22 protein-coding genes are annotated in these 26,669 nt (G+C 64.3%); 15 read left to right on the plus strand and 7 right to left on the minus strand.

Features of this window, described 5'->3' with window-relative positions; genetic code table 11:
- Positions 1-5 precede the first annotated feature (5 nt).
- The 12 genes from proB (at position 6) to CV770_RS25795 (ending at position 14,127) form a co-directional block, all read left to right on the plus strand.
- The gene (gene proB, locus CV770_RS25735; RefSeq protein ID WP_028139195.1) at positions 6-1,127 is read left to right on the plus strand and encodes a glutamate 5-kinase; all 1,122 of its coding nucleotides are present in this window, start codon (positions 6-8) and stop codon (positions 1,125-1,127) included.
- Between the two features lie 217 nt (positions 1,128-1,344).
- The gene (locus tag CV770_RS25740; protein ID WP_104464350.1) at positions 1,345-2,640 is read left to right on the plus strand and encodes a glutamate-5-semialdehyde dehydrogenase; all 1,296 of its coding nucleotides are present in this window, start codon (positions 1,345-1,347) and stop codon (positions 2,638-2,640) included.
- A 20-nt stretch (positions 2,641-2,660) separates the two neighbouring features.
- Complete coding sequence (locus CV770_RS25745) at positions 2,661-3,305, plus strand: nicotinate-nucleotide adenylyltransferase (RefSeq protein WP_201760040.1); 645 nt, start codon at positions 2,661-2,663, stop codon at positions 3,303-3,305.
- A 223-nt stretch (positions 3,306-3,528) separates the two neighbouring features.
- Positions 3,529-3,885: a ribosome silencing factor gene (gene rsfS, locus CV770_RS25750; protein WP_018318847.1), complete on the plus strand. Its 357-nt coding sequence runs from the start codon at positions 3,529-3,531 to the stop codon at positions 3,883-3,885.
- A 112-nt stretch (positions 3,886-3,997) separates the two neighbouring features.
- A complete protein-coding gene (gene rlmH / locus CV770_RS25755) occupies positions 3,998-4,480 on the plus strand; it encodes a 23S rRNA (pseudouridine(1915)-N(3))-methyltransferase RlmH (protein ID WP_094972764.1) in 483 nt (160 codons plus the stop codon).
- Positions 4,481-4,512: 32 nt separating this feature from the next.
- Entirely contained in the window at positions 4,513-5,847 is a 1,335-nt protein-coding gene (locus CV770_RS25760; protein ID WP_104464361.1) for a murein hydrolase activator EnvC family protein, read from the plus strand.
- Entirely contained in the window at positions 5,844-7,202 is a 1,359-nt protein-coding gene (locus tag CV770_RS25765) for a S41 family peptidase (protein ID WP_018318850.1), read from the plus strand. Before CV770_RS25760 ends, CV770_RS25765 begins: the two co-directional genes overlap by 4 nt.
- A gap of 163 nt (positions 7,203-7,365) precedes the next feature.
- Positions 7,366-8,604, plus strand: coding sequence for a divergent polysaccharide deacetylase family protein (locus tag CV770_RS25770; protein WP_104464351.1), 1,239 nt, complete (start codon positions 7,366-7,368; stop codon positions 8,602-8,604).
- A gap of 74 nt (positions 8,605-8,678) precedes the next feature.
- The gene (locus CV770_RS25775) at positions 8,679-9,185 is read left to right on the plus strand and encodes an RNA pyrophosphohydrolase (RefSeq protein WP_091964923.1); all 507 of its coding nucleotides are present in this window, start codon (positions 8,679-8,681) and stop codon (positions 9,183-9,185) included.
- A 124-nt stretch (positions 9,186-9,309) separates the two neighbouring features.
- Complete coding sequence (locus tag CV770_RS25780) at positions 9,310-9,810, plus strand: RNA pyrophosphohydrolase (RefSeq protein WP_104464352.1); 501 nt, start codon at positions 9,310-9,312, stop codon at positions 9,808-9,810.
- A 511-nt stretch (positions 9,811-10,321) separates the two neighbouring features.
- Entirely contained in the window at positions 10,322-13,612 is a 3,291-nt protein-coding gene (locus CV770_RS25790; protein ID WP_104464353.1) for a sacsin N-terminal ATP-binding-like domain-containing protein, read from the plus strand.
- Complete coding sequence (locus CV770_RS25795; RefSeq protein WP_104464354.1) at positions 13,609-14,127, plus strand: hypothetical protein; 519 nt, start codon at positions 13,609-13,611, stop codon at positions 14,125-14,127. Before CV770_RS25790 ends, CV770_RS25795 begins: the two co-directional genes overlap by 4 nt.
- Here the strand turns inward: CV770_RS25795 and CV770_RS25800 are convergent.
- From CV770_RS25800 to CV770_RS25825, 6 genes are all read right to left on the minus strand, one after another.
- On the minus strand, positions 14,124-15,770 hold the full coding sequence (locus tag CV770_RS25800; protein WP_104464355.1) for an adenylate/guanylate cyclase domain-containing protein: 1,647 nt from the start codon (positions 15,768-15,770) through the stop codon (positions 14,124-14,126). The genes CV770_RS25795 and CV770_RS25800 overlap by 4 nt on opposite strands.
- 161 nt (positions 15,771-15,931) lie before the next feature.
- On the minus strand, positions 15,932-16,339 hold the full coding sequence (locus tag CV770_RS25805) for a F0F1 ATP synthase subunit epsilon (protein ID WP_091964925.1): 408 nt from the start codon (positions 16,337-16,339) through the stop codon (positions 15,932-15,934).
- An 87-nt stretch (positions 16,340-16,426) separates the two neighbouring features.
- Positions 16,427-17,869, minus strand: a complete 1,443-nt coding sequence (atpD, locus tag CV770_RS25810; protein WP_028139206.1) for a F0F1 ATP synthase subunit beta — start codon at positions 17,867-17,869, stop codon at positions 16,427-16,429.
- 52 nt (positions 17,870-17,921) lie between these two features.
- Complete coding sequence (locus CV770_RS25815) at positions 17,922-18,797, minus strand: F0F1 ATP synthase subunit gamma (protein WP_091964927.1); 876 nt, start codon at positions 18,795-18,797, stop codon at positions 17,922-17,924.
- A gap of 146 nt (positions 18,798-18,943) precedes the next feature.
- Positions 18,944-20,473, minus strand: a complete 1,530-nt coding sequence (gene atpA, locus CV770_RS25820) for a F0F1 ATP synthase subunit alpha (protein WP_028139207.1) — start codon at positions 20,471-20,473, stop codon at positions 18,944-18,946.
- Positions 20,473-21,033: a F0F1 ATP synthase subunit delta gene (locus CV770_RS25825; protein WP_018318859.1), complete on the minus strand. Its 561-nt coding sequence runs from the start codon at positions 21,031-21,033 to the stop codon at positions 20,473-20,475. The genes atpA and CV770_RS25825 overlap by 1 nt, the downstream gene beginning before the upstream one ends.
- Positions 21,034-21,707: 674 nt before the next feature.
- Here CV770_RS25825 and CV770_RS25830 point away from each other — a divergent pair.
- Positions 21,708-22,211 carry a septal ring lytic transglycosylase RlpA family protein gene (locus CV770_RS25830; protein ID WP_104464356.1) on the plus strand — a complete coding sequence of 168 codons (504 nt, stop codon included), beginning with the start codon at positions 21,708-21,710 and terminating at the stop codon, positions 22,209-22,211.
- 266 nt (positions 22,212-22,477) lie between these two features.
- Here the strand turns inward: CV770_RS25830 and CV770_RS25835 are convergent, their stop codons facing one another.
- On the minus strand, positions 22,478-24,688 hold the full coding sequence (locus CV770_RS25835) for a primosomal protein N' (protein WP_104464357.1): 2,211 nt from the start codon (positions 24,686-24,688) through the stop codon (positions 22,478-22,480).
- Positions 24,689-24,799: 111 nt separating this feature from the next.
- On the opposite strand from CV770_RS25835, the gene CV770_RS25840 reads away from it, so the two are divergent.
- Complete coding sequence (locus CV770_RS25840; RefSeq protein WP_104464358.1) at positions 24,800-25,765, plus strand: tyrosine recombinase XerC; 966 nt, start codon at positions 24,800-24,802, stop codon at positions 25,763-25,765.
- A gap of 100 nt (positions 25,766-25,865) precedes the next feature.
- Complete coding sequence (locus CV770_RS25845) at positions 25,866-26,456, plus strand: DUF4337 domain-containing protein (protein ID WP_091964931.1); 591 nt, start codon at positions 25,866-25,868, stop codon at positions 26,454-26,456.
- Positions 26,457-26,669 lie beyond the last annotated feature (213 nt).

Here is a 26,669-nt window from a genome sequence, read left to right on the forward strand (position 1 = left end):
TACCCATGGCCAGCCCCGAACTCAGTCAATTCCGCCGCATCGTCGTCAAGGTCGGCTCCGCGCTGCTGGTCGATTCCGACAAGGGCGAGGTGCGGGCGTCCTGGCTCGCCGCGCTCGCCGACGACATGGCCAAGCTGCACAGGGAGGGGCGCGACGTCCTCGTCGTCTCCTCCGGCTCGATCGCGCTCGGCCGCAGCCGCCTCAAGCTGCCGCGCGGCCCGCTCAAGCTGGAAGAGAGCCAGGCCGCCGCCGCCGTCGGCCAGATCGCGCTGGCGCGGATCTGGTCCGAGGTGCTCGGCGCGCACGACATCGGTGCCGGCCAGATCCTGGTGACGCTCCAGGACACCGAGGAGCGCCGCCGCTATCTCAATGCACGCTCCACCATCGGCAAGCTGCTGGAGTGGCGCGCGATCCCCGTGATCAACGAGAACGACACGGTCGCCACCAACGAGATCCGCTACGGCGACAATGACCGCCTCGCCGCGCGCGTCGCCACCATGGCAAGCGCCGACCTGCTGGTGCTGCTGTCCGACATCGACGGGCTCTATGACGCCCCGCCGAAGAACAATCCGAACGCCAAGCTCATTCCGGTGGTCGAGAGCATCTCCTCGGAGATCGAAGCCGTGGCGGGAGACGCCGAGTCCGAGCTGTCGCGCGGCGGCATGCGCACCAAGGTCGAGGCGGCCAAGATCGCGACCACCGGCGGCACGCATATGCTGATCGCCTCCGGCAAGATCGAGCATCCCCTGCAAGCGATCGCCGATGGCGGCCGCTGCACCTGGTTCCTGACGCCGGCCAACCCCATCACGTCGCGAAAGCGTTGGATCGCGGGCACGCTGGAGCCGAAGGGCACGTTGACCATCGATGCCGGCGCGGTGACGGCGCTGCGCGCCGGCGCCAGCCTGCTGCCGGCCGGGGTGATCAAGGTCGAGGGCCAGTTCGCCCGCGGCGATGCCGTGATCGTGCGCGGCCCCGATACCAGCGAAGTCGGCCGCGGCCTGATCGCCTACGACGCCGAGGTCGCCGAGCGGATCAAGGGCCGCTCATCCCCTGATGTGATGACCATCCTCGGTATCAGCGGAAGATCGGAGATGATCCACCGCGACGATCTGGTGGTGGGCGGGTAGAGGCTTTTTCCGTCATGCCCGGGCTTGTCCCGGGCATCCACGTTCTTGGTGCCGCGCGAAGGTCGTGGATGGCCGGGTCAAGCCCGGCCATGACGCCGGGGATAGGCCAATGGCCGAGCCCACCCCACCGGTCGGAGCCCTGCCATCTCCTGCCGACCCTTCGCAAAAGCGGGATTTCCGTGCTAGGACACCGCCTTAGCAGAAGGTTGAAACTCCCATGGCCGCCCCCCTCAAAGCCGTTGACGGCAATGCCGATCTCCAGGCGCTGATGTCCGATCTCGGAACCCGTGCCCGCGCTGCCGCGCGCGTGCTGGCGCTGGCGCCGCCGGAGCAGAAAAACCGGGCGCTGGAAGCCATGGAGCGGGCGATCCGCGCGAGCTCTGCGGCGATCCTCGCCGCCAATGCCGAGGACGTCGCGGAAGCCCGCGCCTCCGGCAATGCCACCTCCTCCTTCATCGACCGCCTGACGCTGACGCCGGCCCGCATCGAGGGCATGGCCGAGGGCATCGGCATCGTGCGCGGCATCGCCGATCCCGTCGGCATCGTCACCGAGAGCTGGCAGCGGCCGAACGGCATGAGGATCGAGCGCGTGCGCGTGCCGCTCGGCGTCGTCGGCGTGATCTTCGAGAGCCGTCCGAACGTTGCGGCCGACGCCGGCGTGCTGTGCCTGAAGTCCGGCAATGCCGTGATCCTGCGCGGCGGCTCGGACAGTTTTCGGTCTTGCCGCGCGATCCATGAATGCCTGGTGCAGGGCCTGCGCGAGGCGGGCCTCCCCGAGGCTGCGATCACGCTGGTGCCGACGCGCGACCGCGCGGCAGTCGGCATGATGCTCTCGGGCCTGAACGGCGCGGTCGACGTGATCGTGCCCCGCGGGGGAAAAAGCCTCGTCGCGCGCGTCGAGCAGGAAGCGCGCGTGCCTGTCTTCGCGCATCTGGAAGGCGTCAACCACGTCTATGTCGATGCCAGCGCCGACCTCACCATGGCGAAGTCGCTCGTGCTCAACGCAAAAATGCGCCGCACCGGGGTCTGCGGCGCGGCCGAGACGCTGCTGGTCGATCGCGCCGCGGCCGGCAAAAATCTGAAGCCGCTGGTCGAGATGCTGATCGAGGCGGGCTGCGAAGTGCGCGGCGACGAAACGGTGCAAGGAACGGATGCGCGCGTAAAACCTGCGAGCGAAGACGATTGGGACACCGAATATCTCGACGCGATCATCGCGGCGAAGGTGGTCGACGGTGTCGACGGCGCGATCGCGCACATCCAGAACCATGGCTCGCATCACACCGATGCGATCGTGAGCGCGGATGAGGCGGCTGCGAAGAAATTCCTCAGCCAGGTCGATTCCGCGATCGTGCTACACAACGCCTCGACGCAGTTTGCCGATGGCGGCGAGTTCGGCTTCGGCGCCGAGATCGGGATTGCCACCGGCCGCTTCCACGCCCGCGGCCCTGTCGGCGCCGAGCAGCTGACAAGCTTCAAATATCGCGTTCACGGCACCGGACAGACGCGGCCGTAAGCAACGTCGCGGGGCGGGCATTGAGCAACAATTTCCTCGTGCCGCGTTTCGTGGCGCAAGCGGTCCCGCCCCACACGGAGGGCATGCGCATCGGCCTGCTCGGCGGCTCGTTCAATCCGCCGCATCAGGCGCATCGCGCGATCAGCCGGTTCGCGCTCCAGCGATTGCAACTCGATCGCGTCTGGTGGCTGGTGACCCCAGGCAATCCGCTGAAGGAGAACGGCAATCTGCATGAGCTCGGCGAGCGCATGCAGGCCGCGCGCGATGTCGCCGATGATCCCAGGATCGAGGTCAGCTGTCTCGAATCCGTCATCCGTACGCGCTACACTATCGACACGATCAACACCTTGCGCCGCCGCTTCTCGGGCCTGCGCTTTGTCTGGATCATGGGCGCCGACAATCTCGCTCAATTCCATCGTTGGCAGGACTGGCGGCGCATCGCCGGCCAGGTGCCGATGGCAGTCATCGATCGCCCGCCGCAGAGTTTTCGCGCCCTCGCGTCCCCCGCAGCCCAGGCGCTGGCACGCTACCGCCTGCCCGAGAACAAGGCGGCGCTGCTTGCGGACCGGCCGGCGCCGGCCTGGGTATTCCTGACCGGATTGAAGCTGAATCTGTCCTCAACGGGCTTACGGAACCCGGACGGGAGCTGGAAAGGTACAATGTGAGGACCAGGGCGAGGATGTGGTGTGGGCTTTCGCCTCTCTGGCATATTGAAACCCTTAACCCCACATGATGTAGTGTAACCAGTGAGCGTCGGATTCGGCGTTCGCGATACAGTGAAAGGAATGGTCCCTGACCACATCTGTATTGTCCAAGTCAGCTTCGACGAAGTCTGTTTTACCCAAGGTTGCCAAGCCGGCGCGTAAAACATCAGCCAAAGCTGCAGCCTTGAAGGCGCAACCCGACGCCGACAAGACGCTGAGCCTGATCCTCTCCCGCCTCGAGGACATGAAGGCGGAAGAGACGGTCACCATCGACCTTCGCGGCAAATCGGCGTACTCCGACTACATGATCGTCACCACCGGCCGGGTGAACCGGCACGTTGGCGCGATCGCGGAAAACGTCGCCAAGGGCCTCAAGGAAAACGGCATCAAGAACATCCATGTCGAGGGCTTGCCCAATTGCGACTGGGTGCTGATCGATTCCGGCGACGTGATCGTGCACGTGTTCAGACCCGAGGTCCGCGAGTTCTACAATCTCGAGCGATTGTACACGCAGGGCCCAGGGGCGGCGAAGGCGATCTAGGCTGATCGAGCCGATTTCGAATCGGCTGACGCGCATGCTAGCGTCGTGCGCGCGCCATTTGCGCGCGGTCTTGAAAACACGACCCTGAAGATATCAGACCCCTGAAGATATCATGCGCGTTGCTGTCATTGCGGTGGGCCGGCTGAAGCAGGGCCCCGAACGGGAGCTTGCCGACCGCTATTTCGAGCGGTTCGACGAGGCCGGCCGCAAGCTCGGATTCCGCGAGCTCCTGGTCCACGAAATCCCCGAGAGCCGCGCGCGCGACACCGCGACGCGGATGACCGAAGAGGCCGCCGCGATCTCCGCGCATATTCCGGACAAATCGATCCTGGTGGCACTGGACGAGCGCGGCCAGAATCTCGACTCCACCGTATTCGCACGGCATCTCGGGCGCTGGCGGGACGAGGGGGCCGGACATACTGTCTTCGTGATCGGAGGGGCGGACGGACTTTCGCCCGAATTGCGCCGTAAGGCCAAGCTCGCGATTGCGTTCGGCTCTGCGACCTGGCCGCACCAAATGGTCCGCGTCATGCTTCTGGAACAGCTTTATCGGGCCGCCACCATTCTGGCCGGCCACCCCTATCACCGCGCGTGATGCGCGCCACAACGAGCATCTTTGCCGACACGATGCGAGCGCCGCTCCTCAACCTGTTGCTGATCACTAGCGTTGCCGGCGCAAGCCTCGCGCAAGCCCAGACGGCAGCGCCGGCGCCACAGACTGCCGCCGTCTCGCCCGACGCCATCAAGCAGCGCGAGCAGGAGCTGGAAGCCGCGCGCGCCCGGCAGAAGAGCGCGGAAGAGGCGCAGGCCAAGCTCAAGGCCGAGATCACCTCGCTCGGCCAGGACCGTACCCAGCTCAATCAGCAGCTGATCGACACCGCCGCCAATGTACGCAGCGTGGAGACCAAGATCGACGAGACCGAAACGCGTCTGCGCACGCTCAACGGACGCGAGCAGGCGATGCGCTCCTCGCTCGATTCGCGTCGTGCCGACATCGTCGAGGTGCTGGCGGCGTTGCAGCGGGCCGGACGGCGCACGCCGCCGGCGCTGCTGGTGCGGCCCGAAGATGCGCTGCAATCACTGCGCACGGCGATGCTGCTCGGCGCCGTGGTGCCGGAGCTGCGCGGCCGCGCCGAAAAGATCGCAAGCGAGCTCGGCGAGCTCGTGGCCTTGCGCAAGAATATCGCCACCGAGCGCGACCAGCTCGCCTCCGATCGCGACAAGGTCAGGAGCGACCAGACCCGGCTCACCGCCCTCGTCGACGAGCGGCAGCGCCAGCAGGCTTCGCGGGAAAAAGACCTCGATGCCGAGAATTCGCGCGCCATCGCGCTTTCGAGACAGGTCGGCGATCTCCAGGGCCTGATCACCAAGATGGAGCAGGATCTGCAGAGCGCCGCCAAGGCCGCCGAGAAGGCAGCCGAGGCCGCAAGGCAGGCCGAGGCCAAGGCGGCGGCCGCCAGCGCCAGCGCCAAATCCGGCCCGGGCGTGTTCAAGGACCGGTCCCGGACCACCCCAGCGATCGTCTTTGCCTCCGCCAAGGGTCTCCTGCCTCTTCCAGTTAACGGTAACAAGATCAGGGATTTCGGCGGTTCCGACGGGGTCGGCGGGGTCCAGAAGGGCATTTCGCTGGCGACCAAGCCCGGCTCCCAGGTCACAACGCCGTGTGACGGCTGGGTGGTCTATTCAGGCCCGTTCCGCAGCTATGGACAACTCTTGATCCTCAATGCCGGGGGCGGGTATCATGTCCTGATCGCCGGGATGGAGCGCATTTCGGTCAACATCGGACAGTTTGTGCTCACGGGGGAGCCGGTTGCGACCATGGGGTCGACCTCTCAGGTCGCTTCCATTCTCGCGACGAACGCGAGTCAACCTGTGCTGTATGTCGAGTTCCGTAAGGACGGCACTCCAATCGATCCAGGCCCATGGTGGGCCGCAAATGAAGGCGAGAAGGTTCGCGGATGATGCGCAAGACTTCAGTAATCCTCCTCAGCGCGGCCACCGGCGCGGCGCTGATGCTGTTCGTGACCCAGCCGCGCGCGGTGTTCATGGGCTCCAGCGCGCGAGCCGCCACCGCAGACACCTATCGCCAGCTCAATCTGTTCGGTGACGTCTTCGAGCGCGTGCGCTCCGACTATGTCGAGAAGCCCGACGACACCAAGCTGATCGAATCCGCCATCAGCGGCATGCTCACCGGCCTCGATCCGCACTCGAGCTACATGGATGCCAAGAGCTTCCGCGACATGCAGGTGCAGACCCGCGGTGAGTTCGGCGGCCTCGGCATCGAGGTCACGATGGAAGACGGCCTGATCAAGGTGGTCTCGCCGATCGATGACACCCCGGCTTCGCGCGCCGGCGTCATGGCCAACGACATCATCACCAATCTCGACGACGAGGCGGTGCAGGGCCTGACCCTGAACCAGGCCGTCGAGAAGATGCGCGGCCCCGTCAACACCAAGATCAAGCTCAAGATCATCCGCAAGGGCCAGGACAATCCGATCGACGTCACCCTGGTGCGCGACAACATCCGCGTCCGCTCGGTGCGCGCGCGCGTCGAGGCCGACGACATCGCCTATATCCGCATCACCACCTTCAACGAGCAGACCACCGAAGGCCTGAAGCGCGAGGTCGCCAACCTCTCGAACCAGATCGGCGACAAGCTGAAGGGCTACATCATCGACCTTCGCAACAATCCGGGCGGCCTGCTCGAGGAAGCGGTCACCGTCTCCGACTCGTTCCTGGAGAAGGGCGAGATCGTGTCGACGCGCGGCCGCAATGCCGAGGAGACCCAGCGTCGGACCGCGCATTCGGGCGATCTGACCAAGGGCAAGCCGGTCATCGTGCTGGTCAATGGCGGCTCGGCCTCGGCGTCGGAGATCGTCGCCGGCGCGCTGCAGGACCACAAGCGCGCGACCATCGTCGGCACGCGCTCGTTCGGCAAGGGCTCGGTGCAGACCATCATTCCGCTCGGAAGCGGCAATGGCGCGCTGCGGCTGACCACGGCCCGCTACTACACGCCGTCGGGCAAGTCGATCCAGGCCAAGGGTATCGTGCCCGACATCGAAGTGCTGCAGGACGTGCCGGACGAGCTGAAGTCGCGCACCGACACCAAGGGCGAAGCTTCGCTGCGCGGCCATCTCAAGAACGACGGCGACGAGAAGACCGGCTCGCAGTCCTACGTCCCGCCGGACGCCAAGGACGACAAGGCGCTCAAGCTCGCCGACGACCTGCTCCACGGCATCAAGAACAGCGCCTCCGCCGCGCCCACCCCGGGCGGCGACAACAAGGCCACGACCGACAAGCCGAAGGCGGCGAACTAAGTCGGCGCGTTACCGCGATCTGATGAAAAGGGCGGCTCCTCGGAGCCGCCCTTTTTGCTTGGAACTCCTGTTGCAGGTAACTCCTGGCATCCCCGGCCTATCCCGGCCTGCCGCCGCTTGACCCCGGCGTGGTATCGTCATTGGCAGTGATTCGGGATCGCGCATGACTGAAACGGCCGATGATCTGAGCGCCCCGCTCGGACAGGACAAGCCGCGCCGCAAACGCCGGCCGCGGCTGCCGTTCACGGCCATGCAGGCGCTCGCCGTGCTGCTCGGCCTGTTCCTCCTCACCTTTGCCGGCTTCGCCATCTTCAACAAGGATCCGCTCGGCGGCGAGCCGATGACGCGGATCGCCATCCGCGAGAACGGCGCCGACAAGTCTCCCGCCGAGAAGCCCGCCGCCGGCCACGGCCAGGACGGCAAGCAAGATAGCAAGCAAGACGGCAAGCACGACAGCCAGGAGACGCCGAAGCAGGCCGCTCCCGGCGAGCAGAAGACCGTCACCATGATCGACGGCTCCACCGGCGCCCGCCACGACGTGGTGATCGGCGAGGACGCCGGCGACAAGGCCGGGGCCGCGTCGGCCCCGCCGCCCGTCATGGCCGGGATCAATCCAAAACTGCTGGAGAAGTCACGCTACGGCATGATCCCGGTGGTCGCCGACGGGCTGAAGCCGTTCAACGTCTATGCGGCGGACGCCGATCGCGCCAAGGCCGCCAAGATGCCGGTGGTCGCCATCGTGATCGGCGGCCTCGGCGTCGGCGCCGCCAAGACCACCGATGCCATCATGAGGCTGCCGGCGGCGGTGACGCTGGCCTTCACCCCCTACGGTACCGATCCCGGCAAGCTCGCCGAACGGGCCCGCGCGCAGCGCCACGAGATCTTCCTCCAGATCCCGATGGAGCCCTACGACTTCCCCGACAATGATCCGGGACCGCAGACGCTGCTGACCTCGCTCAGCGCCGACCAGAACATGGACCGCCTGTACTGGCATTTCAGCCGGATGCAGGGCTACGCCGGCATCACCAATTTCATGGGCGCCCGCTTCATCGCGACGGAGCCGGCGATGCAGCCGATCATCCGCGAGGCGGCCAAGCGCGGCCTCGGCTTCTTCGACGACGGCTCCTCGCCCCGCAGCATCGCAGCCCAGGCCGCGGCGAACCAGGCCATGCCGTTCGGCAAAGGCGACATCGCGATCGACGTGGTGCCGACCCCGACCGAGATCGACCGCGCCCTGAACAAGCTCGAATCGGCGGCACGCGAGCGCGGCGCGGCTGTCGGCACCGCCTCCGCCCTTCCCGTCTCGATCGAGCGCATCGGCGCCTGGACCAAGACGTTGGGCGACCGGGGTATCCTTTTGGTGCCATTGACAACCGCGATGCTGAAATCAAAATCCAGCTAAATCAACGGATTGGTACGGCACGGGTCCCGCGGACCGGTTAGGCCTTACCGACAGCATGCGAGAGGTCTGGCGGAATGGCGCGTTACGAGGATCTGCCCTACCGGACCTGCGTCGGTGTGATGCTGATCAACACAGAGGGACGGGTGTTCATCGGCCGCCGCGCCGGCGGCATCGAGCATGTCGACGACACCCATGTCTGGCAGATGCCGCAAGGCGGCGTCGATCCCGGCGAGGACACCTGGGATGCCGCCAGGCGCGAGCTCTATGAGGAGACCAGCGTGCGCTCGGTCGAGCGACTCGGCGAGGTCCCGGACTGGCTTACTTACGACATTCCCCGCACGGTCGCCGGGCGCGCCTGGAAGGGCCGCTACCGCGGCCAGCGCCAGAAATGGTTCGCAGTGCGCTTCACCGGCAAGGACAGCGAGATCAATGTCGCCAATCCCGGCGGCGGCGGCCACAAGGCCGAATTCGTGAGCTGGCGCTGGGAGCCGATGAAGAATCTGACCGGGCTGATCATTCCCTTCAAGCGCCCGGTCTATGAGCGCGTGGTGCAGGAATTTTCCGCGCTGGCGGAGGATTGACCTCCACCGTCATTCCGGGGCACGCGAAGCGTGAACTCCGGTGCGCAGTGCGCACCTGAGAATCTCGAGGTTCCGGGCTCGATGCTGCGCATCGCCCCGGAACGACGACGGAGAGCGAAAGCACATGACCAATCAAAAGCCCTACCGCCCCAACGTGGGGATCGCTCTCTTCAACACCGAAGGCCGCGTGCTGATCGGTCACCGCTTCAAGGGCGACGGGCCCGAGATCATCCTGCCCGGGCTCGACTGGCAGATGCCGCAGGGCGGCGTCGACGACGGTGAGAATTTGCGCGATGCCGCGATGCGCGAGCTCTGGGAGGAGACCAGCGTCGTCAGCGCGGCCTATCTCGGCGAGACCGACTGGCTCACCTACGAATTCCCGCCCTATGACGGACCGCAGACGCATCGCCTCGCGAAATTTCGCGGCCAGCGGCAAAAATGGTTCGCGCTGCGCTTCACCGGCAAGGATGACGAGATCGACCCGCTGACGCCGCGCAACGGCCAGCCCGCAGAGTTCGACGCCTGGCGCTGGGAGCGCCTGGACCGTGTTGCCGACGTCGTGGTGCCGTTCCGCCGCGAGGTTTATCAGGCCGTCGCCCAGCAGTTCGCGGCCTTCGCAAACTAAAACTGCGAAAACAACCCCATGCACAGTAGAACGGGGGTTGAAATGGTTGGAGATTTTTCGCCGGGAATTGGTGGTGAGCGGGCGCCGCTCCCTCAGTCGGCGAGCGCCGTGTTGACGGCAGACTGCTCGTCGGCGGCCTTCAGGCCAGGGCCGCCGGCGGTGCCGACGGCGTCGGCGTTCCGGCCCACGGCCTCACCCAACTTGCGCACGACCTCGTTGCGGGCATCGGCGATGATCGAGGGATTGCTCGCGGCACGGACGAAGTCGGTGATCCTAAGCAGAGCCGGGATCGTTCAACCCGATGGCTAGGAGGAGCGTCGCTACAGTCGTTTGAAGTCTCAGCGGAATTCGTCGCGCAAGCGAGATGCGCTCTTGGATACAGCTTGCACGAGCTTACAGGGGCGTCCCCCGCACCCATCGCCACCAAAGCAATCGAGGCGCGCGAACGAACCGATATTCAAGTACAGCGCGCAGGCATAAGGTGGGAGAGCGGCAAGCTAGGGGGTGACCGGTGGATGAAGTCTCGGACGAAGGGCTGGATCTCGTTGCCCAATTCCAAGAAGCGCTCAACGAAAAGGTCTACGAGGGGATCGCCCTTCGCATCCGCACTAAGGTCCTAGGAGCTCGTAGCGACCCGGATGCCTCTTCCCGACGGTGGCCATTCGAGCTAATCCAGAATGCTCACGACGCCGGGACCCGCCTAGGCCGAGAAGGCATCAGTCTGACCTTTGAATACACGGATGGCGTCCTCCGCTTTTGGCACGACGCGGCGCCCTTCACGATGGAGGAATTTGCCTCACTCCTCACTGGTGGATCGAGCAAAGACTTCATGTCAACCGAGACGACCGGTCGGTTCGGGACCGGCTTTCTCGTGACGCACGTGCTCTCTGAGCAAGTTCATGTTTCGGGCATCCTCGAGGTGAAGGGGAGCTATCGCGGCTTTGATGTCGAGCTGGACAGACCGAACGATGCGGAGCGGCTGCTCCAAAATGTTCAGGACTCGCTCGATTCATTGCGGCATACCCATCTCGTCGAGAGCTTGGACGACGAGCCGACAGCCTCCTTCGAATATATTGTAGACGACAAGACGACCGCTCTCGCGGGCCTCGAAGCCTTGGACGAGGCCCTGCCGTATCTGTTCGCCACATGCCATCGTCTGGGCGAGATCATCATTAGACGCGACGAACACGAAGTCGCTTGGCGGCTCACATCCTCAACTAGGCCAAGCAGATTCTTGAATAAACCAGTTGAGTATCGGGTATCTCGATTCGAGGACGACGGAACCAAGAGCGATTGGCGCGTCGTTCGGGCAACGTCGGAGTTCTCATCCAAGAACGCAGTCGTCGTTGCGCTCGCGCGGGAGGGCGGCGCCTGGGCTGTCCGAAAGACCGGCAGGCTGCCCAGCATATTTCGTCAACTCCCACTCCTTGGCGGTCCGTCACTTCCCGGATGGATGATAGTCGACGGTCAGTTTGACGTCGAACAAGAGAGGCGAACGATTTACGTCGCTGGCGAGCAAGAGAAGCCTCTCCGAGATGCATTCGCTGCGCTTCCGCGCATGATGACGTTGGCAAACTCGGAAGACTGGATCGATGGATATCGGATTGCGCAACTCGCCATGACTCCGGATGTTTCCGGTGAAACTAACATCAAGGTTTGGACCGATGTGTTGTCGACGGCCGCGCAGAGCCTATCCAAGCTACCTCTGATCCGCACTGCGCGAGGCGACAAAGTTCCGTGCGCCGCCGATACAGACGACGAGCGCTATGCGGACTTTATTCGGCGCCCCGCTGCCGGCCCAACCTACGACGAGCTTTGGGAACTTGCGGCAAGCTCCACCGAAACAGACCCGCCCGATCGGGCCGTATCCGAGGGATGGTCAGAAGTCGTCGAAGGTTGGGAGGAACTCGGAGTCGAAATTTCGTGGATTGATCTAAAAGTCATCGGCGAGCGCGCCGTGAAAGAGATTGACGACGTATCTGAACTACTGGTCGATGACGAACCATTCGAATGGCTTTCTCGGTACTATGAGGCTGTCGGCAAGACTTGGAACGCGAGCGGCATTACCAAAAACCATCTAGACCACCTCGTACCCAATCAGCACGGACAGTTGCGGGACGCCGACGATCTCAAGATCGACGGCAGTGTTGCTGAGCGCATCAAAGAACTGGCGGCGGACGTTGGCATCGACATTCGAGCAGAGCTGCTGGACAATATGCTGATCGAGAGATTAGCCGAGCAAGAATTCACGGCCGGTCTCTATGCTGTGCAGGAGGCTACGGACGGCGAACTCACAGAAGAGGATGCGCTTGGTACCCTCTTGCATAACGTAGCCGCTTCGCTCCCGGACGAACAGAGGGTTTCCGAACAGCACGGGAAGGCAATCCAGGCCAGCATGGGCCTCCTCTCCCATCTCTGGGACGCAGGAGGTAAATCGGCCGAAGCGACGGCGTGGCGAATACCTCTCCTTGCGACAGACGGAGCGACTTACAAGTCAAGTCGTCGTCGAACCATGATGCTGCCGGTGTCGACTTGGCCGAAAGCTGCGCGAAAATTCGCGTCAGCCTATCCGCCAAGCCGTGTTCTAGACGAACGCTATGCCGGCGCCGGAGAGCTGATGCTGGCGGCGCTCACCGAGTGGGGCGTCGCGTATCCAGGGCTGATCGTGATGATGCCACGCGACGAAATTCAAGAGCGAGGGCTCAAGCCGATTGCGGTGAAGTCGGAGCAAGTGATCGGCGCGACCCTTCATGAAACGACTCTCTCGCAAATTGCACTTTTAGAGCCGGAGTTGATCAACTACTGCAGACAGACGCGAGAAAGAGCGCAAGCACTGTTCGGACTTGTCGTCTGCTACGTCGCCTCCGCAGATGCCTCATGGCGTACGACCGCCGAAGTGGCGGTTAAAACCAAAGAGGGCGAGAAGACTGTCGCGTTAACGCCGTCGTTATGGCTGAGCGATTTGCGCAGCAAGTCGTGGATACCCGTCGATGAGGACGGCGCTATCGTGCACTACCCTGCGACCGCCGCGCTCGTGCGGGATCTTTTGGATGCCGAATGGCTTCATGGCAATCCTGCCGGCGGTACACTGCTTGTGCAGCACTTCGGGCTCGACGCGCTTGATGTAGGGTTGTTGGCTGCTGCGAGCGACGAAGAGACCCGACAGAAACTGCGCGACAGTCTTGCCAAGATCATTGCGGTAGTTGGAGCAAATTCTCTCGCGATCGAAGAGTTGGCCGCGAAGGCGCAGCAGCTTCAGCGAGACGTCAACCTGATGCGGAAGCTCGGACTTGCGGTACAACAGTGTGTCCAAGACGCCCTGGAACAACGCGACCTTCACGTTGACCCTGATGACTACGGCTATGACTTCCTCGTTACCGTGAATGAAGTTGATCCGGACGATCTATCCTCTCAATTTCAGGTCGCGCAGTACAAGGTCGAGGTGAAGACGACGACCACTGGCGAACCGCGGCTGACGCCACTCCAGGCTAAGACTTGCGCATCCGAGCCAGAGACGTTTGTGCTTTGTGTGATCGATCTCCGTGACTACCCGGCCGACGTCCATACTGTTCAATGGACGGCAGGCACGGTTTCGCCGCTCTGCCGGTTGCTATGGGGAACAGAAATTCCGATCAGCGAAACGCTGTCGTTTGTTGAGGAAGCCGAAGGAAGCAACGTTCCTATCCGGAATGTTTCCGCCCTGCGATATGCCGTAGAAGCGGAAATCTGGGAAGCGGGAATGGATTTTGACGATTGGGTAGATACCGCATTCGATACTGACGACGGTAGGGGCAAGAAATGAGCAATACTGGCGTTCTGATTCTGGAATGCATCGACAAAGCCGACCCAGGCTCCGAAGGACGATTCCTATCTCACATGTTCAATTTGATGGGAGTGAATAGCCAATATGTCGAGATTAGAACTAAACGACAATTCTTGATGATGTTGGAGACAAGCCCGTTCAAAACCATCCACATCACCACTCACGGCGCTATAACAAATAAGCAATTTAGGGCATTTTGGACCCCGAACGGCGCGGTTCGGTTAGAAGCGCTTTCGGATGACGTCTTGAGCGACAAGGCGCTAGTTTCAACCGCATGCAAGTCGGGATCAAAGGCCTTCGCCGAGGCATTGGTCGAAAAGACTGGGGCGAGGTTCTATATTGCTCCAACGGCGAGCCCCCGTTTCCATAACGCCATCTTATTTGCTCACTGGTTCTATCACAAGGTATTCATTCTCAAGGTTTCTGTTCCGCGCGCTGTTAGAGATTACCGAGACGGCTACAAGAACCCTCATGACTTTGCCATCTATTACTAATTAATCGGTCCCACCGTGAACGGGCCGAGTGCGATGACGTGGCAGTCGCTGTCGCGCTTGGCGCAGTCGGCGAGCGCGGAAGAGACCGCGGCCTGCTCGTCGGCGGCCTTGAGGCCGAGGCCCGGGCGGCCCGCGGTGCCGACGGCAACCGCGTTCCAGCCCATGGCGTCACCGAGCTTGCGCACGACCTCGCCGCGCGCGTCCGCCACGATCGAGGCGTTGGAGGCGGCATTGAAGAAACCGGTGATCCTGAACAGCGTCGGGATCGGCACGACGAAATTGTCGTCGATCGCGACCACGAGGCACGCCACGCCGGCAATCGCGCCGCACGATTCCAGCGAGCGCCGCGCCGCGTCCTCCGGCGACAATGCGCCGAGCACCATGAAATATTGTCCGCCCGGGCCGAGCGCGACCGAGCGGGATTTCGCCGCCGGCACGAACATGTTCTCGAGCCGGACCTTTTGCGGATCGCGCACCATCGGAAAATCCTTCGATGCGAAGGTCCGCTCGGTCATGGCGTCATGCCGGAAATAGGGAGACGGCGGCATCGGCGGCTTGCCGTGCGCGTAGACGACGTTGTTGCCGACCGCATAGAGCTCGCAGCGCCGCGGCGATTGCGCGGCATCGGCGCGCTTCTGGCACTGCTCGATCGCAGTGTTGCGCGCGGCCTCCTCGTTCGGCTGGTTGAGGGCCGAGCCGGTGAAGCCGCCGACATTGAGCGCGAAGGCCTTGTGGTCGCCGGCCGTGGAATAGTCGCCGGCAAGGTAGTTGCGGACGCGCTCGTTGATGAAGGGCACGCTGTCGGCCGCAAACTTGCCGGCCATCGGCGCGGCCGATGGTGACGGCGCAGGCATCGGCGCCATCGCAGCGCCGGCGTTCGGCGCGGTCATCGGCATCATCGGCGCCTTCGCCATTTGAGTCGGCGCAGGGCTCGGCGTCGCGCTTGGCGCTGCGGCCGGCGTCGCTGCGACATTCGCCGTCTGCTTGAGCTTGGTGTTGTAGAGGAAGCCGGTGACGCCGATGGCGACGATCGAGACGATTGCGACGACCAGCGGCCACATCCACACCGGCGCCGTGGCGAGCTTTGAGCCCGCCTTCTTCAGCTGCGGCTTGCTATAGCTGCCGTCCTCGCGCCGCATCGCCACCATGTAGGCATGAACCGGCGTCGGGATGTTCTTGACCTCCTGCGCGCCGATATCGGCGAACTGCACCGAGAGCTTGTTGGCGACCTGCTCATGCACCGCGCGCGAGACGCAGATGCCGCCGACCTCGGCGAGACCCTCCAGCCGCGCGGCGATGTTGACGCCGTCGCCGAGCAGATCGCCGTTGCGCTCGACCACGTCGCCGATGGTGATGCCGATGCGGAACGACATCTGCCGGCTCGGCGGATAGGCCATGTTGCGGGTCCGCAAGGATTCCTGGATGTCGATCGCGCAGCGCACCGCATCGACCGCGCTCGGGAATTCCGCGAGCACGGCATCGCCCGCCGTATTGAAGATGCGCCCGCCGGCCCTCGCGATGAAATCGTCGACGACCTCGCGATAGGAGGCGAGCCGCCGGAGCGTCTCCTCCTCGTCTTCCGCGACCAGTCTCGAGTAGCCGGCAATATCGGCTGCGAAAATCGCTGCGATCTTGCGTTTCATCTGCGACCCGCCCCGGGAACAAATTCGCAGGGCAGAATGCCGTTATCGGCGGCGGGGTGCAACAAAGTTTCAGCGCCCGCCACGGGTGTGACGAGCGCTGCACTTGGTCAGGGAATGTCTTGCAGGATTCTCGTTCGAGCCCCGGAGCGGTGCCCCGGGGCTTAGTGCATAGCCGTCGAGTTGAGCTGCTGCTGGATGCTCTTGAAGTGGTCGAGCCGCTCGATCGCCTGATCGAGCTCGCCGCCTTCATGCTCCTTCAGCCCCTCTTCCATCTCCGAGATCGTCGCCGCGAACTGGGCGCGGTCGAGCTCGGCCAGCGACGTCGCGACATCGGCGAGCACGGTCAGGCCCTTTTCGGAGACTTCGGCGAGACCGCCGAGGACGATGACCTTCTCATGGCGGCCGCCGGTGGTGATGGTGAGGATGCCCGGACGGATCGCAGCCACGACCGGCGCATGCCCTGCCAGCACGCCGAAATCACCCTCGACGCCGGGGATGTCGACCTGATCGACCTCGCCCGAGAATGCGAGCTTTTCCGGAGAGACGAGATCGAAGTGGAAGGTGGCCATAACAAACCTGCGAATGGTGAGTAGCGAATGGCGAGTGGTTGAAACAGGGAGCAGCTATTCGCCACTCCCTATTCGCTATTCGCCAGCTTAGGCGGCTTCCGCCGCCAGCTTCTTGCCTTTCTCGACGGCTTCTTCGATGGTGCCGACCATGTAGAAGGCCGCTTCGGGCAGGTGGTCGTACTTGCCTTCCACCAGGCCCTTGAAGCCCTTGATGGTGTCGGCGAGCTCGACGAACTTGCCCGGCGATCCCGTGAAGATTTCGGCGACGTGGAACGGCTGCGACATGAAGCGCTCGACCTTGCGGGCGCGCGCCACCGTCAGCTTGTCCTCTTCCGAAAGCTCGTCCATGCCGAGAATGGCGATGATGTCCTGGAGCGCCTTGTAGCGCTGCAGCACCTGCTGGACCTGACGGGCAACCGCGTAGTGCTCCTCGCCGACGACCAGCGGGGAGAGCATGCGCGACGTCGAGTCAAGCGGATCCACCGCGGGATAGATGCCCTTTTCGGCGATCGAGCGCGACAGCGTGGTGGTCGCGTCAAGATGCGCGAACGAGGTCGCGGGCGCCGGGTCGGTCAAGTCGTCGGCCGGAACGTAGATGGCCTGCACCGAGGTGATCGAACCCTTCTGCGTGGTGGTGATGCGCTCCTGCAGCGCGCCCATGTCGGTGGCGAGCGTCGGCTGATAACCCACCGCCGAAGGAATACGGCCGAGCAGCGCCGACACTTCTGAGCCGGCCTGGGTGAAGCGGAAGATGTTGTCGACGAAGAACAGCACGTCCTGGCCCTTGTCGCGGAAGTCTTCCGCGATGGTCAGACCCGTGAGCGCGACGCGGGCGCGGGCGCCGGGCGGCTCGTTCATCTGGCCGAACACCAGCGCGCACTTCGACTTCACGCTCGGATCCGGATTCTTCGGATCGGCGTTGACCTTGGATTCGATGAACTCGTGATAGAGGTCGTTGCCCTCGCGGGTGCGCTCGCCGACGCCGGCGAACACGGAGTAACCGCCGTGCGCCTTCGCGACGTTGTTGATCAGCTCCTGAATCAGCACGGTCTTGCCGACGCCGGCGCCGCCGAACAGGCCGATCTTGCCGCCCTTTGCATACGGAGCCAGGAGATCGACGACCTTGATGCCGGTGACCAGAATTTCAGCTTCGGTCGACTGGTCGGTGTAGCTCGGCGCGTCCTGATGGATGGGGCGCAGGCTTTCGGCGTTGACCGGGCCGGCTTCGTCGATCGGCTCGCCGATGACATTGATGATGCGGCCGAGCGTGCCTTCGCCGACGGGAACGCGGATCGGCAGGCCGGTGTCGGTCACTTCCTGGCCGCGCACCAGACCTTCGGTCACGTCCATCGCGATCGTGCGCACGGTGGACTCACCGAGATGCTGCGCAACTTCCAGCACGAGGCGGATGTTGCCGTTCTTGGTTTCCAGCGAATTGAGAATGGCCGGGAGGTGGCCCTCGAACTGAACGTCGACGACGGCGCCCATGACCTGGGTGACGCGACCGACCGGGTTAGCTGCTGTAGCCATGAAGCTCTCCTTCGAAATTCTTTACTTGAACGACCGTCGTTGAGTTCGTGCGTCAGACCGCCTCGGCGCCGGAGATGATCTCGATCAGCTCCTTGGTGATCTGGGCTTGACGGGTTCGGTTGTAGATCTGGGTTTGCTTGCGGATCATTTCGCCGGCGTTGCGGGTGGCGTTGTCCATCGAGCTCATCTGCGCGCCGTAGAACGAAGCGTTGTTCTCCAGCAGCGCGCGGAAGATCTGCACCGCGATGTTGCGCGGCAGCAGGCCCGAAAGGAGTTCGTCCTCCTCCGGCTCATATTCGTAGGACGTCGACGGCGCGTTCGCCGCCTTCTCTTCCACGACCAGCGGAATGATCTGCTGCGCGGTCGGGATCTGGGCGATCACCGACTTGAACTGCGCGTAGAACAGTGTGCAAACGTCGAACTCGCCGTTCTCGAAACGGGCCAGCACCTTCCTGGCGATGTCCTCGGCGTTGACGAAACCGAGCTGACGAACGCTGCGCAGGTCGAGGTGCTCGACGATCTGCTTGTCGAACTGGCGGCGGAGCTGCTCATAGCCCTTGCGGCCGACGCAGAAGAATTTGACTTCCTTGCCCTGCGCCATCAGCGCCAGGGCACGATCGCGCGCGAGGCGCACGATCGAGGAGTTGAAGGCTCCGGACAGGCCGCGCTCGCCGGTGCAGACCAGCAGCAGGTGGACCTGGTCCCTGCCGGTGCCGGCAAGCAGCGCCGGCGCGCCGGGCGAACCGGCGGCAGCGCTGGCGATGTTGGAGATCACCGCGCTCATCTTGTCGGCATAGGGGCGCGCAGCTTCGGCCGCCTGCTGGGCGCGGCGCAACCTGGACGCAGCGACCATCTGCATGGCCTTGGTGATCTTTTGCGTCGCCTTGGTGGAGGCGATGCGCACGCGCATGTCTTTAAGTGACGCCATTCTTCGTTCACCCCGGCGATCAGCCTGTGGCTGGACCGCGACCCTATCCTGTCGTCATGCCCGGGCGTGTCCCGGGCATCCACGTCTTCGTCTCCACGCGGCAACACGTGGATGGCCGGGACAAGCCCGGCCATGACGGCTGTTAGTTACGCGAAGCTCTTCGCAAAACCTTCGACCACCGACTTCAGCTTGGCAGCCACGTCGTCGGAGAGGTCGCGGGTGTCGCGGATCGAATTGAGGATCTCGACGTTCTTGCCGCGCAGCAGCGACAGCAGGCCGTCCTCGAACGCGCGCACCTTGTTGACCGGGAGCGGATCGAGATAGCCGTTGGTGCCGGCCCAGATCACGCAGACCTGCTCTTCCATCTTCAACGGCGCGAACTGCGGCTGCTTCAGGAGCTCGGTCAGGCGGGAGCCGCGGTTCAGCAGGCGCTGGGTCGAGGCGTCCAAGTCGGAGCCGAACTGCGCGAACGCCGCCATTTCGCGGTACTGCGCGAGCTCGCCCTTGATCTTGCCGGCAACCTTCTTGGTGGCCTTGGTCTGCGCCGAGGAGCCGACGCGCGACACCGACAGACCGACGTTCACCGCGGGACGGATGCCCTGGAAGAAAAGGTCGGTTTCCAGGAAGATCTGGCCGTCGGTGATCGAGATGACGTTGGTCGGAATGTAGGCCGACACGTCGTTGGCCTGGGTTTCGATGACCGGCAGTGCGGTCAGCGAGCCCGAGCCGTGATCCTTGCTGAGCTTGGCCGCGCGCTCGAGCAGACGGGAATGCAGGTAGAACACGTCGCCCGGATAGGCTTCGCGGCCCGGCGGGCGGCGCAGCAGCAGCGACATCTGGCGGTAGGCGACGGCCTGCTTGGACAGATCGTCATAGATGATGACCGCGTGCATGCCGTTGTCGCGGAAGAACTCGCCCATGGTGCAGGCGGTGAACGGCGCGATGTACTGCATCGGCGCCGGATCCGACGCGGTGGCGGCGACGACGATCGAATATTCGAGCGCGCCCTGCTCTTCCAGCACCTTCACGAACTGGGCAACCGTCGAGCGCTTCTGGCCGACCGCGACGTAGACGCAGTACAGCTTGATGTTCTCGTCGGGCTGCGCGTTGAGCGGCTTCTGGTTCAGGATGGTGTCGAGCGCGATCGCGGTCTTGCCGGTCTGACGGTCGCCGATGATCAGCTCGCGCTGGCCCCGGCCGATCGGGATCAGGGCGTCGATCGCCTTGAGGCCGGTCGCCATCGGCTCGCTCACCGACTTGCGCGGAATGATGCCGGGCGCCTTGACGTCGACGCGCATGCGCTTGTCGGCCTGGATCGGGCCCTTGCCGTCGATCGGATTGCCGAGCGCGTCGACGACGCGGCCGAGCAGGCCCTTGCCGACCGGCGCGTCCACGATGGCGCGGGTGCGCTTGACGGTCTGGCCTTCCTTGATCTCACGGTCGCCGCCGAAGATCACGACGCCGACGTTGTCGGTTTCGAGGTTCAGCGCCATGCCGCGGGTGCCGTTCTCGAACTCGACCATTTCGCCGGCCTGGACGTTGTCCAGACCGTAGACGCGAGCGATACCGTCGCCGACGGACAGCACCTGTCCGACTTCGGAGACTTCAGCTTCCTGGCCGAAATTCTTGATCTGGTCCTTGAGGATCGCGGAAATTTCCGCGGCGCGGATGTCCATCAGCCTGCCTCTTTCATCGCGTGCTTGATCGAATTGAGTTTGGTGCGAAGCGAACTATCGATCATGCGGCTGCCGAGCTTGACGACGAGGCCACCGATGATCGAGGGATCGACATTCACGTTGAGCGCGACGTCCTTGCCGGTCACCGACTTCAGGGCAACCTTGAGGGCGTCGAGATTCTTGTCCGAAAGCGTTTCCGCCACGGTGACGTCGGCCGTCACCTCGCCCTTGAACCTGGCGACCAGGGCCCGGTAGGCGCGAATGACGTCGACCACCGCGAACAGGCGGCGATTGGCGGTCAGGACCTTCAGGAAATTGGCGGAGATGCCGGCGATGCCCGCCTTGGCCAGCACGGCCGAAAGGGCCTTGGACTGGGCATCGGCCGCGAAAACCGGACTGCGGACGAGGCGCTTCAGATCGGCGCTCTCGTTCAGCATGGCCTCGAATTTCTCGAGATCGGCTTTGACCTCATCGACCACTTTCTGGTCGCGGGCCAGTTCAAACAAGGCCGTTGCATAACGGCCGGACACACCTGAAACGGACGTATCTTCTGCAGCCACAGACGCGCTCTTTTTGCTGTCAAACTCGCAAGGGAAAAACCGTCGCCACAAAGCGGCGCCAAGCGATCCAAGCCCTTGGAATTCAAGCGGGACTTCGATTTCCGGCCGGCACGGGACGTGCCGGATCCGTTAAAATCGCGGCTTTGCTAACATAGCAGGCGCGCAGGTGCAACATGACGCCAAATTAAAGGCATGAGGTTCTGTCGCCAGTTCGTCGCACGCGGGATGCATCGATCACCACCTGATCCGACGACCGTATCAGGGACTTGAGCAAGGACATGGTGACGAGGTGCCGCGTCACGGAATTGTCGCGGCGGCTCGCCTTGTTGGTTCCTGCTCTCAGCGCATAGCGGCCATGAACACGGATCGCTGAGGCGTGATTCCGGCCTCGCCAGTTCCACTCGCCGAATACTTACCCAATTCTAAATGCTCAAGATGATGACTTCGTTTTTACAGTATTTCGAAGTATTACATAGCTTAACAAATCGTTAAAAGCGAAGATTACGGAACATCGCCTGAATATCTGGTGGCGGTAACAAGATATTTCATGACGACACAGAATGGATTTACTGCCCAATTCACGCCTCATTAGGAATCGAAACGCCAACCCGCTCACAAACTGATGGGGGCTCCACTAGCCACATATGTGGCAATACTAGCTTAGGGACCACTAAATGCTGTCTTTGAAGACGCTGGGCTTTGTGACCCGGCCGCGCACGGCGATCGCTTTCATTGCCGCAACTCTCCTCATCGGTGGAACTGCCACCGAGGCTTCCGCCAAATCCCGGCATCACCGGCATCATCATCATCACCGCCACCATGCTCAGACCGATACCAACGCGACCTCCGATTGGCGCAACGCCAATGCGTCGATGACGCCGACCTCGGGCACGGGCCGCAGCTTCTCCGGCGTCGCCTCCTATTACGGCAACGAGTCCGGCAGCCGCACGGCCTCGGGCCAGCGCTTCAACCAGAATGCCATGACCGCGGCGCACCGTTCGCTGCCGTTCGGCACCAAGCTGCGCGTCACCCACGGCGGCTCGAGCGTCGTCGTCACCATCAATGACCGTGGCCCGTTCATTCGCGGCCGGGTTCTCGACCTCTCCACGGGCGCTGCCCGCGCCATCGGCCTCACGGGTCGCGGCGTCGGCCGCGTCACCGCGGAAGTCGTCTCCTAAGGCGCGATAAAGCGTCCATCGAGCGCGCGCAGTTTTCATCAGTTTGATGCGCGCATGAAACAAGCCCGCGGTCTTGGGGGACCGCGGGCTTTTTTATTGGCCATCATCGCCGCTGGTGTCCGGACAAGCTGCAACGCCGCTTGGCGTTGCGGCGCAGAGCCGGGACCCAGAAGCCGCGGGTTCCTTTGCGACATGGGCCCCGGCTCTGCAGCGCACCGTCAAAGAGACGCTGCGCTGCGTCCGGGGCACGAGAGGAGAGCTCAGCCCTACAAAAAGCTCTGCGGATCGACGTCGACTTCGAGCTTCTGATTGCCCGTCGGCTTCGGGCAGACCGCGAGCCAATTGCGCAGGTAATCCGAGAGGTCGAAACCGCGCGCCGATTTCACCAGGATGCGGAAGCGGTAGCGGCCCTTGATCACGGCGAGCGGCGCTTCCGCCGGTCCGAGCACCACCACGCGCTCGTCGCGCGGGGCGAGCGCGACGAGGCGGCGGCCAAGGCCTTCGGCGCTCGGGCGGTCGCCGGCGGAGATGATCAGGCTGGCGAGCCGGCCGAACGGCGGATACAGCGTGCGCTCGCGCAGATCGATCTCGCTGTCGTAAAAGGCCTCGCGGTCGCAGGCGATCAGCGCCTTCATCACGGGATGATCGGGCTGGTGGGTCTGGAGATAGCCGACGCCGCGGCCCTGCTCCCGCCCGGCGCGTCCGATCACCTGGTTGAGCAATTGCCAGGTGCGTTCCGCCGCACGCGGATCGCCGTTGCTGAGGCCCAGATCCGCATCGACCACGCCGACCAGATTGAGCCGCGGGAAATTGTGGCCCTTGGCGACGAGCTGCGTGCCGATGATGATGTCGACCCGGCCCTCCGCGATCTCGGCGAGCTCCGAGCGCATCGTCTCGATCGAGGTGATGAGATCGCTCGACAGCACCATGGTGCGCGCCTGCGGGAACAGCGCTGCGGCCTCCTCCTGCAGGCGCTCGACGCCGGGGCCGACTGCGACCAGCGATTCCTCGGCCGAACAGTTCGGACAGAGATGCGGCCGCGGCATCGAGAAGCCGCAATGGTGGCAGACCAGGCGCTGGCGGAAGCGATGATCGACCAGCCAGGCATCGCAGATGGTGCAGGCGAAGCGATGGCCGCAGCCGCGGCACAGCGTCAGCGGCGCATAGCCGCGGCGGTTGAGGAACAGCAGCGCCTGCTCGCGCTTCTCGATCGCTTTTCTGATCTCACCGGCCAGCCGCGGCGAGATGAAGCGGCCGCGCGCCGGCGGCTCGCGGCGCATGTCGATCGCCTCGATATGCGGCATGTGCTGGCCGCCGAAGCGCGAGGGCAGCGCGATGCGCTGATAGCGGTTCTTGCGCGCGTTGACTTCGGACTCGACCGACGGCGTCGCCGAGGCCAGCACGACCGGGATCTTGGCGATATGCGCGCGCACCACCGCCATGTCGCGGGCGTGATAATGCACGCCCTCGTCCTGCTTGTAGGCCTGGTCGTGCTCTTCATCGACGACGATCAGGCCGAGATTGGCGTAGGGGAGAAACAGCGCCGAGCGCGCGCCGACCACGACCGGCGCGCTCCCTCCCGAGATCGCCGCCCAGTTGCGCGCGCGGGTGCGCGGCGTCAGCTCGGAATGCCATTCGATCGGCCGCACGCCGAAGCGTTGCGCGAATCGATCGAGGAACTGCCCGGTGAGCGCGATCTCCGGCATCAGGATCAGCGATTGCCTGCCGCGGCGGATGGCCTCCGCGATCGCCTCGAAATAGACCTCGGTCTTGCCGGAGCCGGTGACGCCGTCGAGCAATGCGACGTGGAAGGTGCCGTTGGCCGCGAGCGCCCGCATCGTGTCGACGGCCGCGCGCTGCAGCGGGGTAAAATCCGGCCGGCCGAAATCCGGATCGGGCACGGGCGGCGGCGGAGGCGGCGGCATCGGCTCAACCGTGAGCGTGCCTTCGTCGACGAGCCCGTCGATCACTCCCGAGGAGACGCCGGCTTCCTTGGCGGCTTCAGACTTGCCGTGCAGCAGCCGGTCCGACAGCACCTCGATCACGCGCTGCCGTGCCGGCGTCAGCCTTTTCGGCGGGTCGCCGACCAGGCGCACGCCGGGGCGCACCCGCTCGGGGCCGAGATTCTCGCCCATCCGCAGGCACATGCGCAGTACCATGCCGCGCGGGCTCAGCGTGTAATTGGCGACCCAGTTGACCACGGACCGCAGCTCGGGCTTGAGCGGCGGGATATCGAGCTTCTCGTTGACCTCCTTGAGACGGTTGTGCAGGCGCGGATCGGGATTGGCGTTCTCTCCCCAGACCACGGCCAGCACCTCGCGCGGCCCGAGCGGCACGGCGACGAGATCGCCCGCCTTCAGCTCCATGCCGCGCGGCACCTTGTAGGAATAGGTCTGGTCGAGCGCGACCGGCACCAGCACGTCGACCATGCCGGTCGCGTTGGTGGGGGCGGTGGTGCTGCGCGAGGTGTGATCCATGAACGAAGAATCGGAACCGGGGGCCTCAAGGCTAGCGCCCTGAGGCGGCCTTAGCGAACGATAAACGGGTGTGATGCGATATACTGAGTGGAATCACCACGTCCAGTGCGCATGAGCAAAGTCGTCGCCCCACCTCTCGAGCTCGCCAGCGCCGATCCCTCGATCGCGCAGGAGATGACGCGCTGGCTGTCGCATCTCGGCGCCGAGCGGCGGTTGTCGCCGAAGACGCTGGAAGCCTATGGCCGCGACTTGCGGCAGTGCCTGGATTTCCTTTGCAGCCATTGGGGCGAACGCGTGACGCTCAAGCGCTTCGCGGCGCTGGAGGCCACCGACGTCCGCGCCTTCATGGCGATGCGCCGCGCCGACGACATTGCCGGCCGCTCGCTGATGCGCGCGCTGGCCGGCCTGCGCTCCTTCGGCCGCTTCCTCGAGCGCGAAGGCAAGGGCAAGGTCGGCGCACTCTCGGCGATCCGCGCGCCGAAGGTGGCCAAGACCTTGCCGAAGCCGCTGCCGATGGCATCGGCCAAGCGCCTTGCCGATGCCGACGAGCGTGCCGGCGAGGATCGCGAGACCTGGATCCTGGCGCGCGATGCTGCGGTGATGGCGCTCTTGTACGGCTCGGGGCTCCGCATCTCGGAGGCGCTCGGCCTGAAGCGCCGCGAGGTGCCGCGTCCCGGCGAGGGCGACGTGCTGATCGTGACCGGCAAGGGCAACAAGACCCGCATGGTGCCGGTGCTGCAGAACGTGCTCGAGCTCGTTCAGGAATACGTCGCGATGTGCCCTTATCCACTGCCCGCCGAAGGCCCGATCTTCGTCGGCGCGCGCGGCGGTCCCTTGAGCCCGCGCATCATCCAGCTCGCGATGGAGCGGCTGCGCGGCGCGCTCGGCCTGCCCGACAGCGCCACGCCGCACGCGCTCCGGCATTCCTTCGCCACGCATCTGCTGTCGCGCGGCGGGGACTTGCGCGCCATCCAGGAATTGCTCGGCCATTCCTCGCTCTCGACCACGCAGATCTATACCGGCATCGATTCCGAGCGCCTGCTGGAGGTCTATGCCAGCGCACATCCAAGACGCTGAGAGCCAATGATTCCTGACATGAAGCTGTCACAGCGAGCGTGCCTCTTGCGCCGGCCGCGCGGTTCGGTCAATCGTTGCGGAACCGAGGCAGGAGAGACTGATGAGCGCACATGAAAGCATGGAGCACGCCGAGCACGCCGAACACGCGTCCGGCTCGAACAAGAAGATCGCGCTCCTGATCGCCGTGCTGGCGCTGTTCCTGGCGATCTCGGAGACGCTCGGCAAGGGCGCCCAGACCGAATCCATCAGCAAGAACGTCGAGGCCGCCAATCTCTGGGCGTTCTTCCAGGCCAAGAGCATCCGCCGCACCGTGGTGATCACCGCGGCCGAGCAGGGCAAGCTCACGCTCGGCTCCGCCACCGACGACGCCGCGAAGGCCGCGGTGCAGAAACAGGTCGACGACTGGACCAAGACCGCGCAGCGCTACCGCTCCGAACCGGAGACCGGCGAAGGCACCGAGCAGCTCGCCGAGAAGGCCAAGCATGCCGAGCACGAGCGCGACGAGGCGACTGCGAAATACCATCACTTCGAGCTGGCGTCGGCCGCCTTCCAGATCGGCATCGTGCTGGCCTCGGCCACCATCATCACCGGCATGATCGCGCTGGCCTATGTCGCCGGCATCCTGACGCTCGCCGGCCTGCTCATGACCAGCCTTGGCCTGTGGTGGCCGCACCTGGTGCATTTGCATTGATTGGTGCGCTGACGCGCTCGCCACAAGCCACACAGACAGTGTCATGCCCCGGCTTGACCCTAGCATGTTCACACATCTGGGGCCGGCGGCGGGTTGCCAAGTCATCTGAAGTCTGAATCCATCGGGAGGGGTGTGCCGATGGAGCGAGCGATGGAAGGTGGATTGGGACGGTTTGGCGACCGGCGCCTGGACAAAGGGGGGCTCGTTTGCTGG

This window comes from Bradyrhizobium sp. AC87j1 (assembly GCF_002936975.1).
In the GTDB taxonomy this organism is placed as follows: domain Bacteria; phylum Pseudomonadota; class Alphaproteobacteria; order Rhizobiales; family Xanthobacteraceae; genus Bradyrhizobium; species Bradyrhizobium shewense.

What these genes read in the sequence shown, in the direction of transcription:
- CV770_RS25830 (WP_104464356.1), top strand. Translation starts at nt 21,708, where the DNA reads ATGCTGTCTTTGAAGACGCTGGGCTTTGTGACCCGGCCGCGCACGGCG.
- CV770_RS25835 (WP_104464357.1), bottom strand. Translation starts at nt 24,688, where the DNA reads ATGGATCACACCTCGCGCAGCACCACCGCCCCCACCAACGCGACCGGC.
- CV770_RS25800 (WP_104464355.1), bottom strand. Translation starts at nt 15,770, where the DNA reads ATGAAACGCAAGATCGCAGCGATTTTCGCAGCCGATATTGCCGGCTAC.
- CV770_RS25765 (WP_018318850.1), top strand. Translation starts at nt 5,844, where the DNA reads ATGATGCGCAAGACTTCAGTAATCCTCCTCAGCGCGGCCACCGGCGCG.
- CV770_RS25815 (WP_091964927.1), bottom strand. Translation starts at nt 18,797, where the DNA reads ATGGCGTCACTTAAAGACATGCGCGTGCGCATCGCCTCCACCAAGGCG.
- CV770_RS25775 (WP_091964923.1), top strand. Translation starts at nt 8,679, where the DNA reads ATGGCGCGTTACGAGGATCTGCCCTACCGGACCTGCGTCGGTGTGATG.
- CV770_RS25795 (WP_104464354.1), top strand. Translation starts at nt 13,609, where the DNA reads ATGAGCAATACTGGCGTTCTGATTCTGGAATGCATCGACAAAGCCGAC.
- proB (WP_028139195.1), top strand. Translation starts at nt 6, where the DNA reads ATGGCCAGCCCCGAACTCAGTCAATTCCGCCGCATCGTCGTCAAGGTC.
- CV770_RS25805 (WP_091964925.1), bottom strand. Translation starts at nt 16,339, where the DNA reads ATGGCCACCTTCCACTTCGATCTCGTCTCTCCGGAAAAGCTCGCATTC.
- atpD (WP_028139206.1), bottom strand. Translation starts at nt 17,869, where the DNA reads ATGGCTACAGCAGCTAACCCGGTCGGTCGCGTCACCCAGGTCATGGGC.
- CV770_RS25845 (WP_091964931.1), top strand. Translation starts at nt 25,866, where the DNA reads ATGAGCGCACATGAAAGCATGGAGCACGCCGAGCACGCCGAACACGCG.
- CV770_RS25740 (WP_104464350.1), top strand. Translation starts at nt 1,345, where the DNA reads ATGGCCGCCCCCCTCAAAGCCGTTGACGGCAATGCCGATCTCCAGGCG.
- atpA (WP_028139207.1), bottom strand. Translation starts at nt 20,473, where the DNA reads ATGGACATCCGCGCCGCGGAAATTTCCGCGATCCTCAAGGACCAGATC.
- CV770_RS25780 (WP_104464352.1), top strand. Translation starts at nt 9,310, where the DNA reads ATGACCAATCAAAAGCCCTACCGCCCCAACGTGGGGATCGCTCTCTTC.
- CV770_RS25840 (WP_104464358.1), top strand. Translation starts at nt 24,800, where the DNA reads ATGAGCAAAGTCGTCGCCCCACCTCTCGAGCTCGCCAGCGCCGATCCC.
- CV770_RS25760 (WP_104464361.1), top strand. Translation starts at nt 4,513, where the DNA reads ATGCGAGCGCCGCTCCTCAACCTGTTGCTGATCACTAGCGTTGCCGGC.
- CV770_RS25770 (WP_104464351.1), top strand. Translation starts at nt 7,366, where the DNA reads ATGACTGAAACGGCCGATGATCTGAGCGCCCCGCTCGGACAGGACAAG.
- rlmH (WP_094972764.1), top strand. Translation starts at nt 3,998, where the DNA reads ATGCGCGTTGCTGTCATTGCGGTGGGCCGGCTGAAGCAGGGCCCCGAA.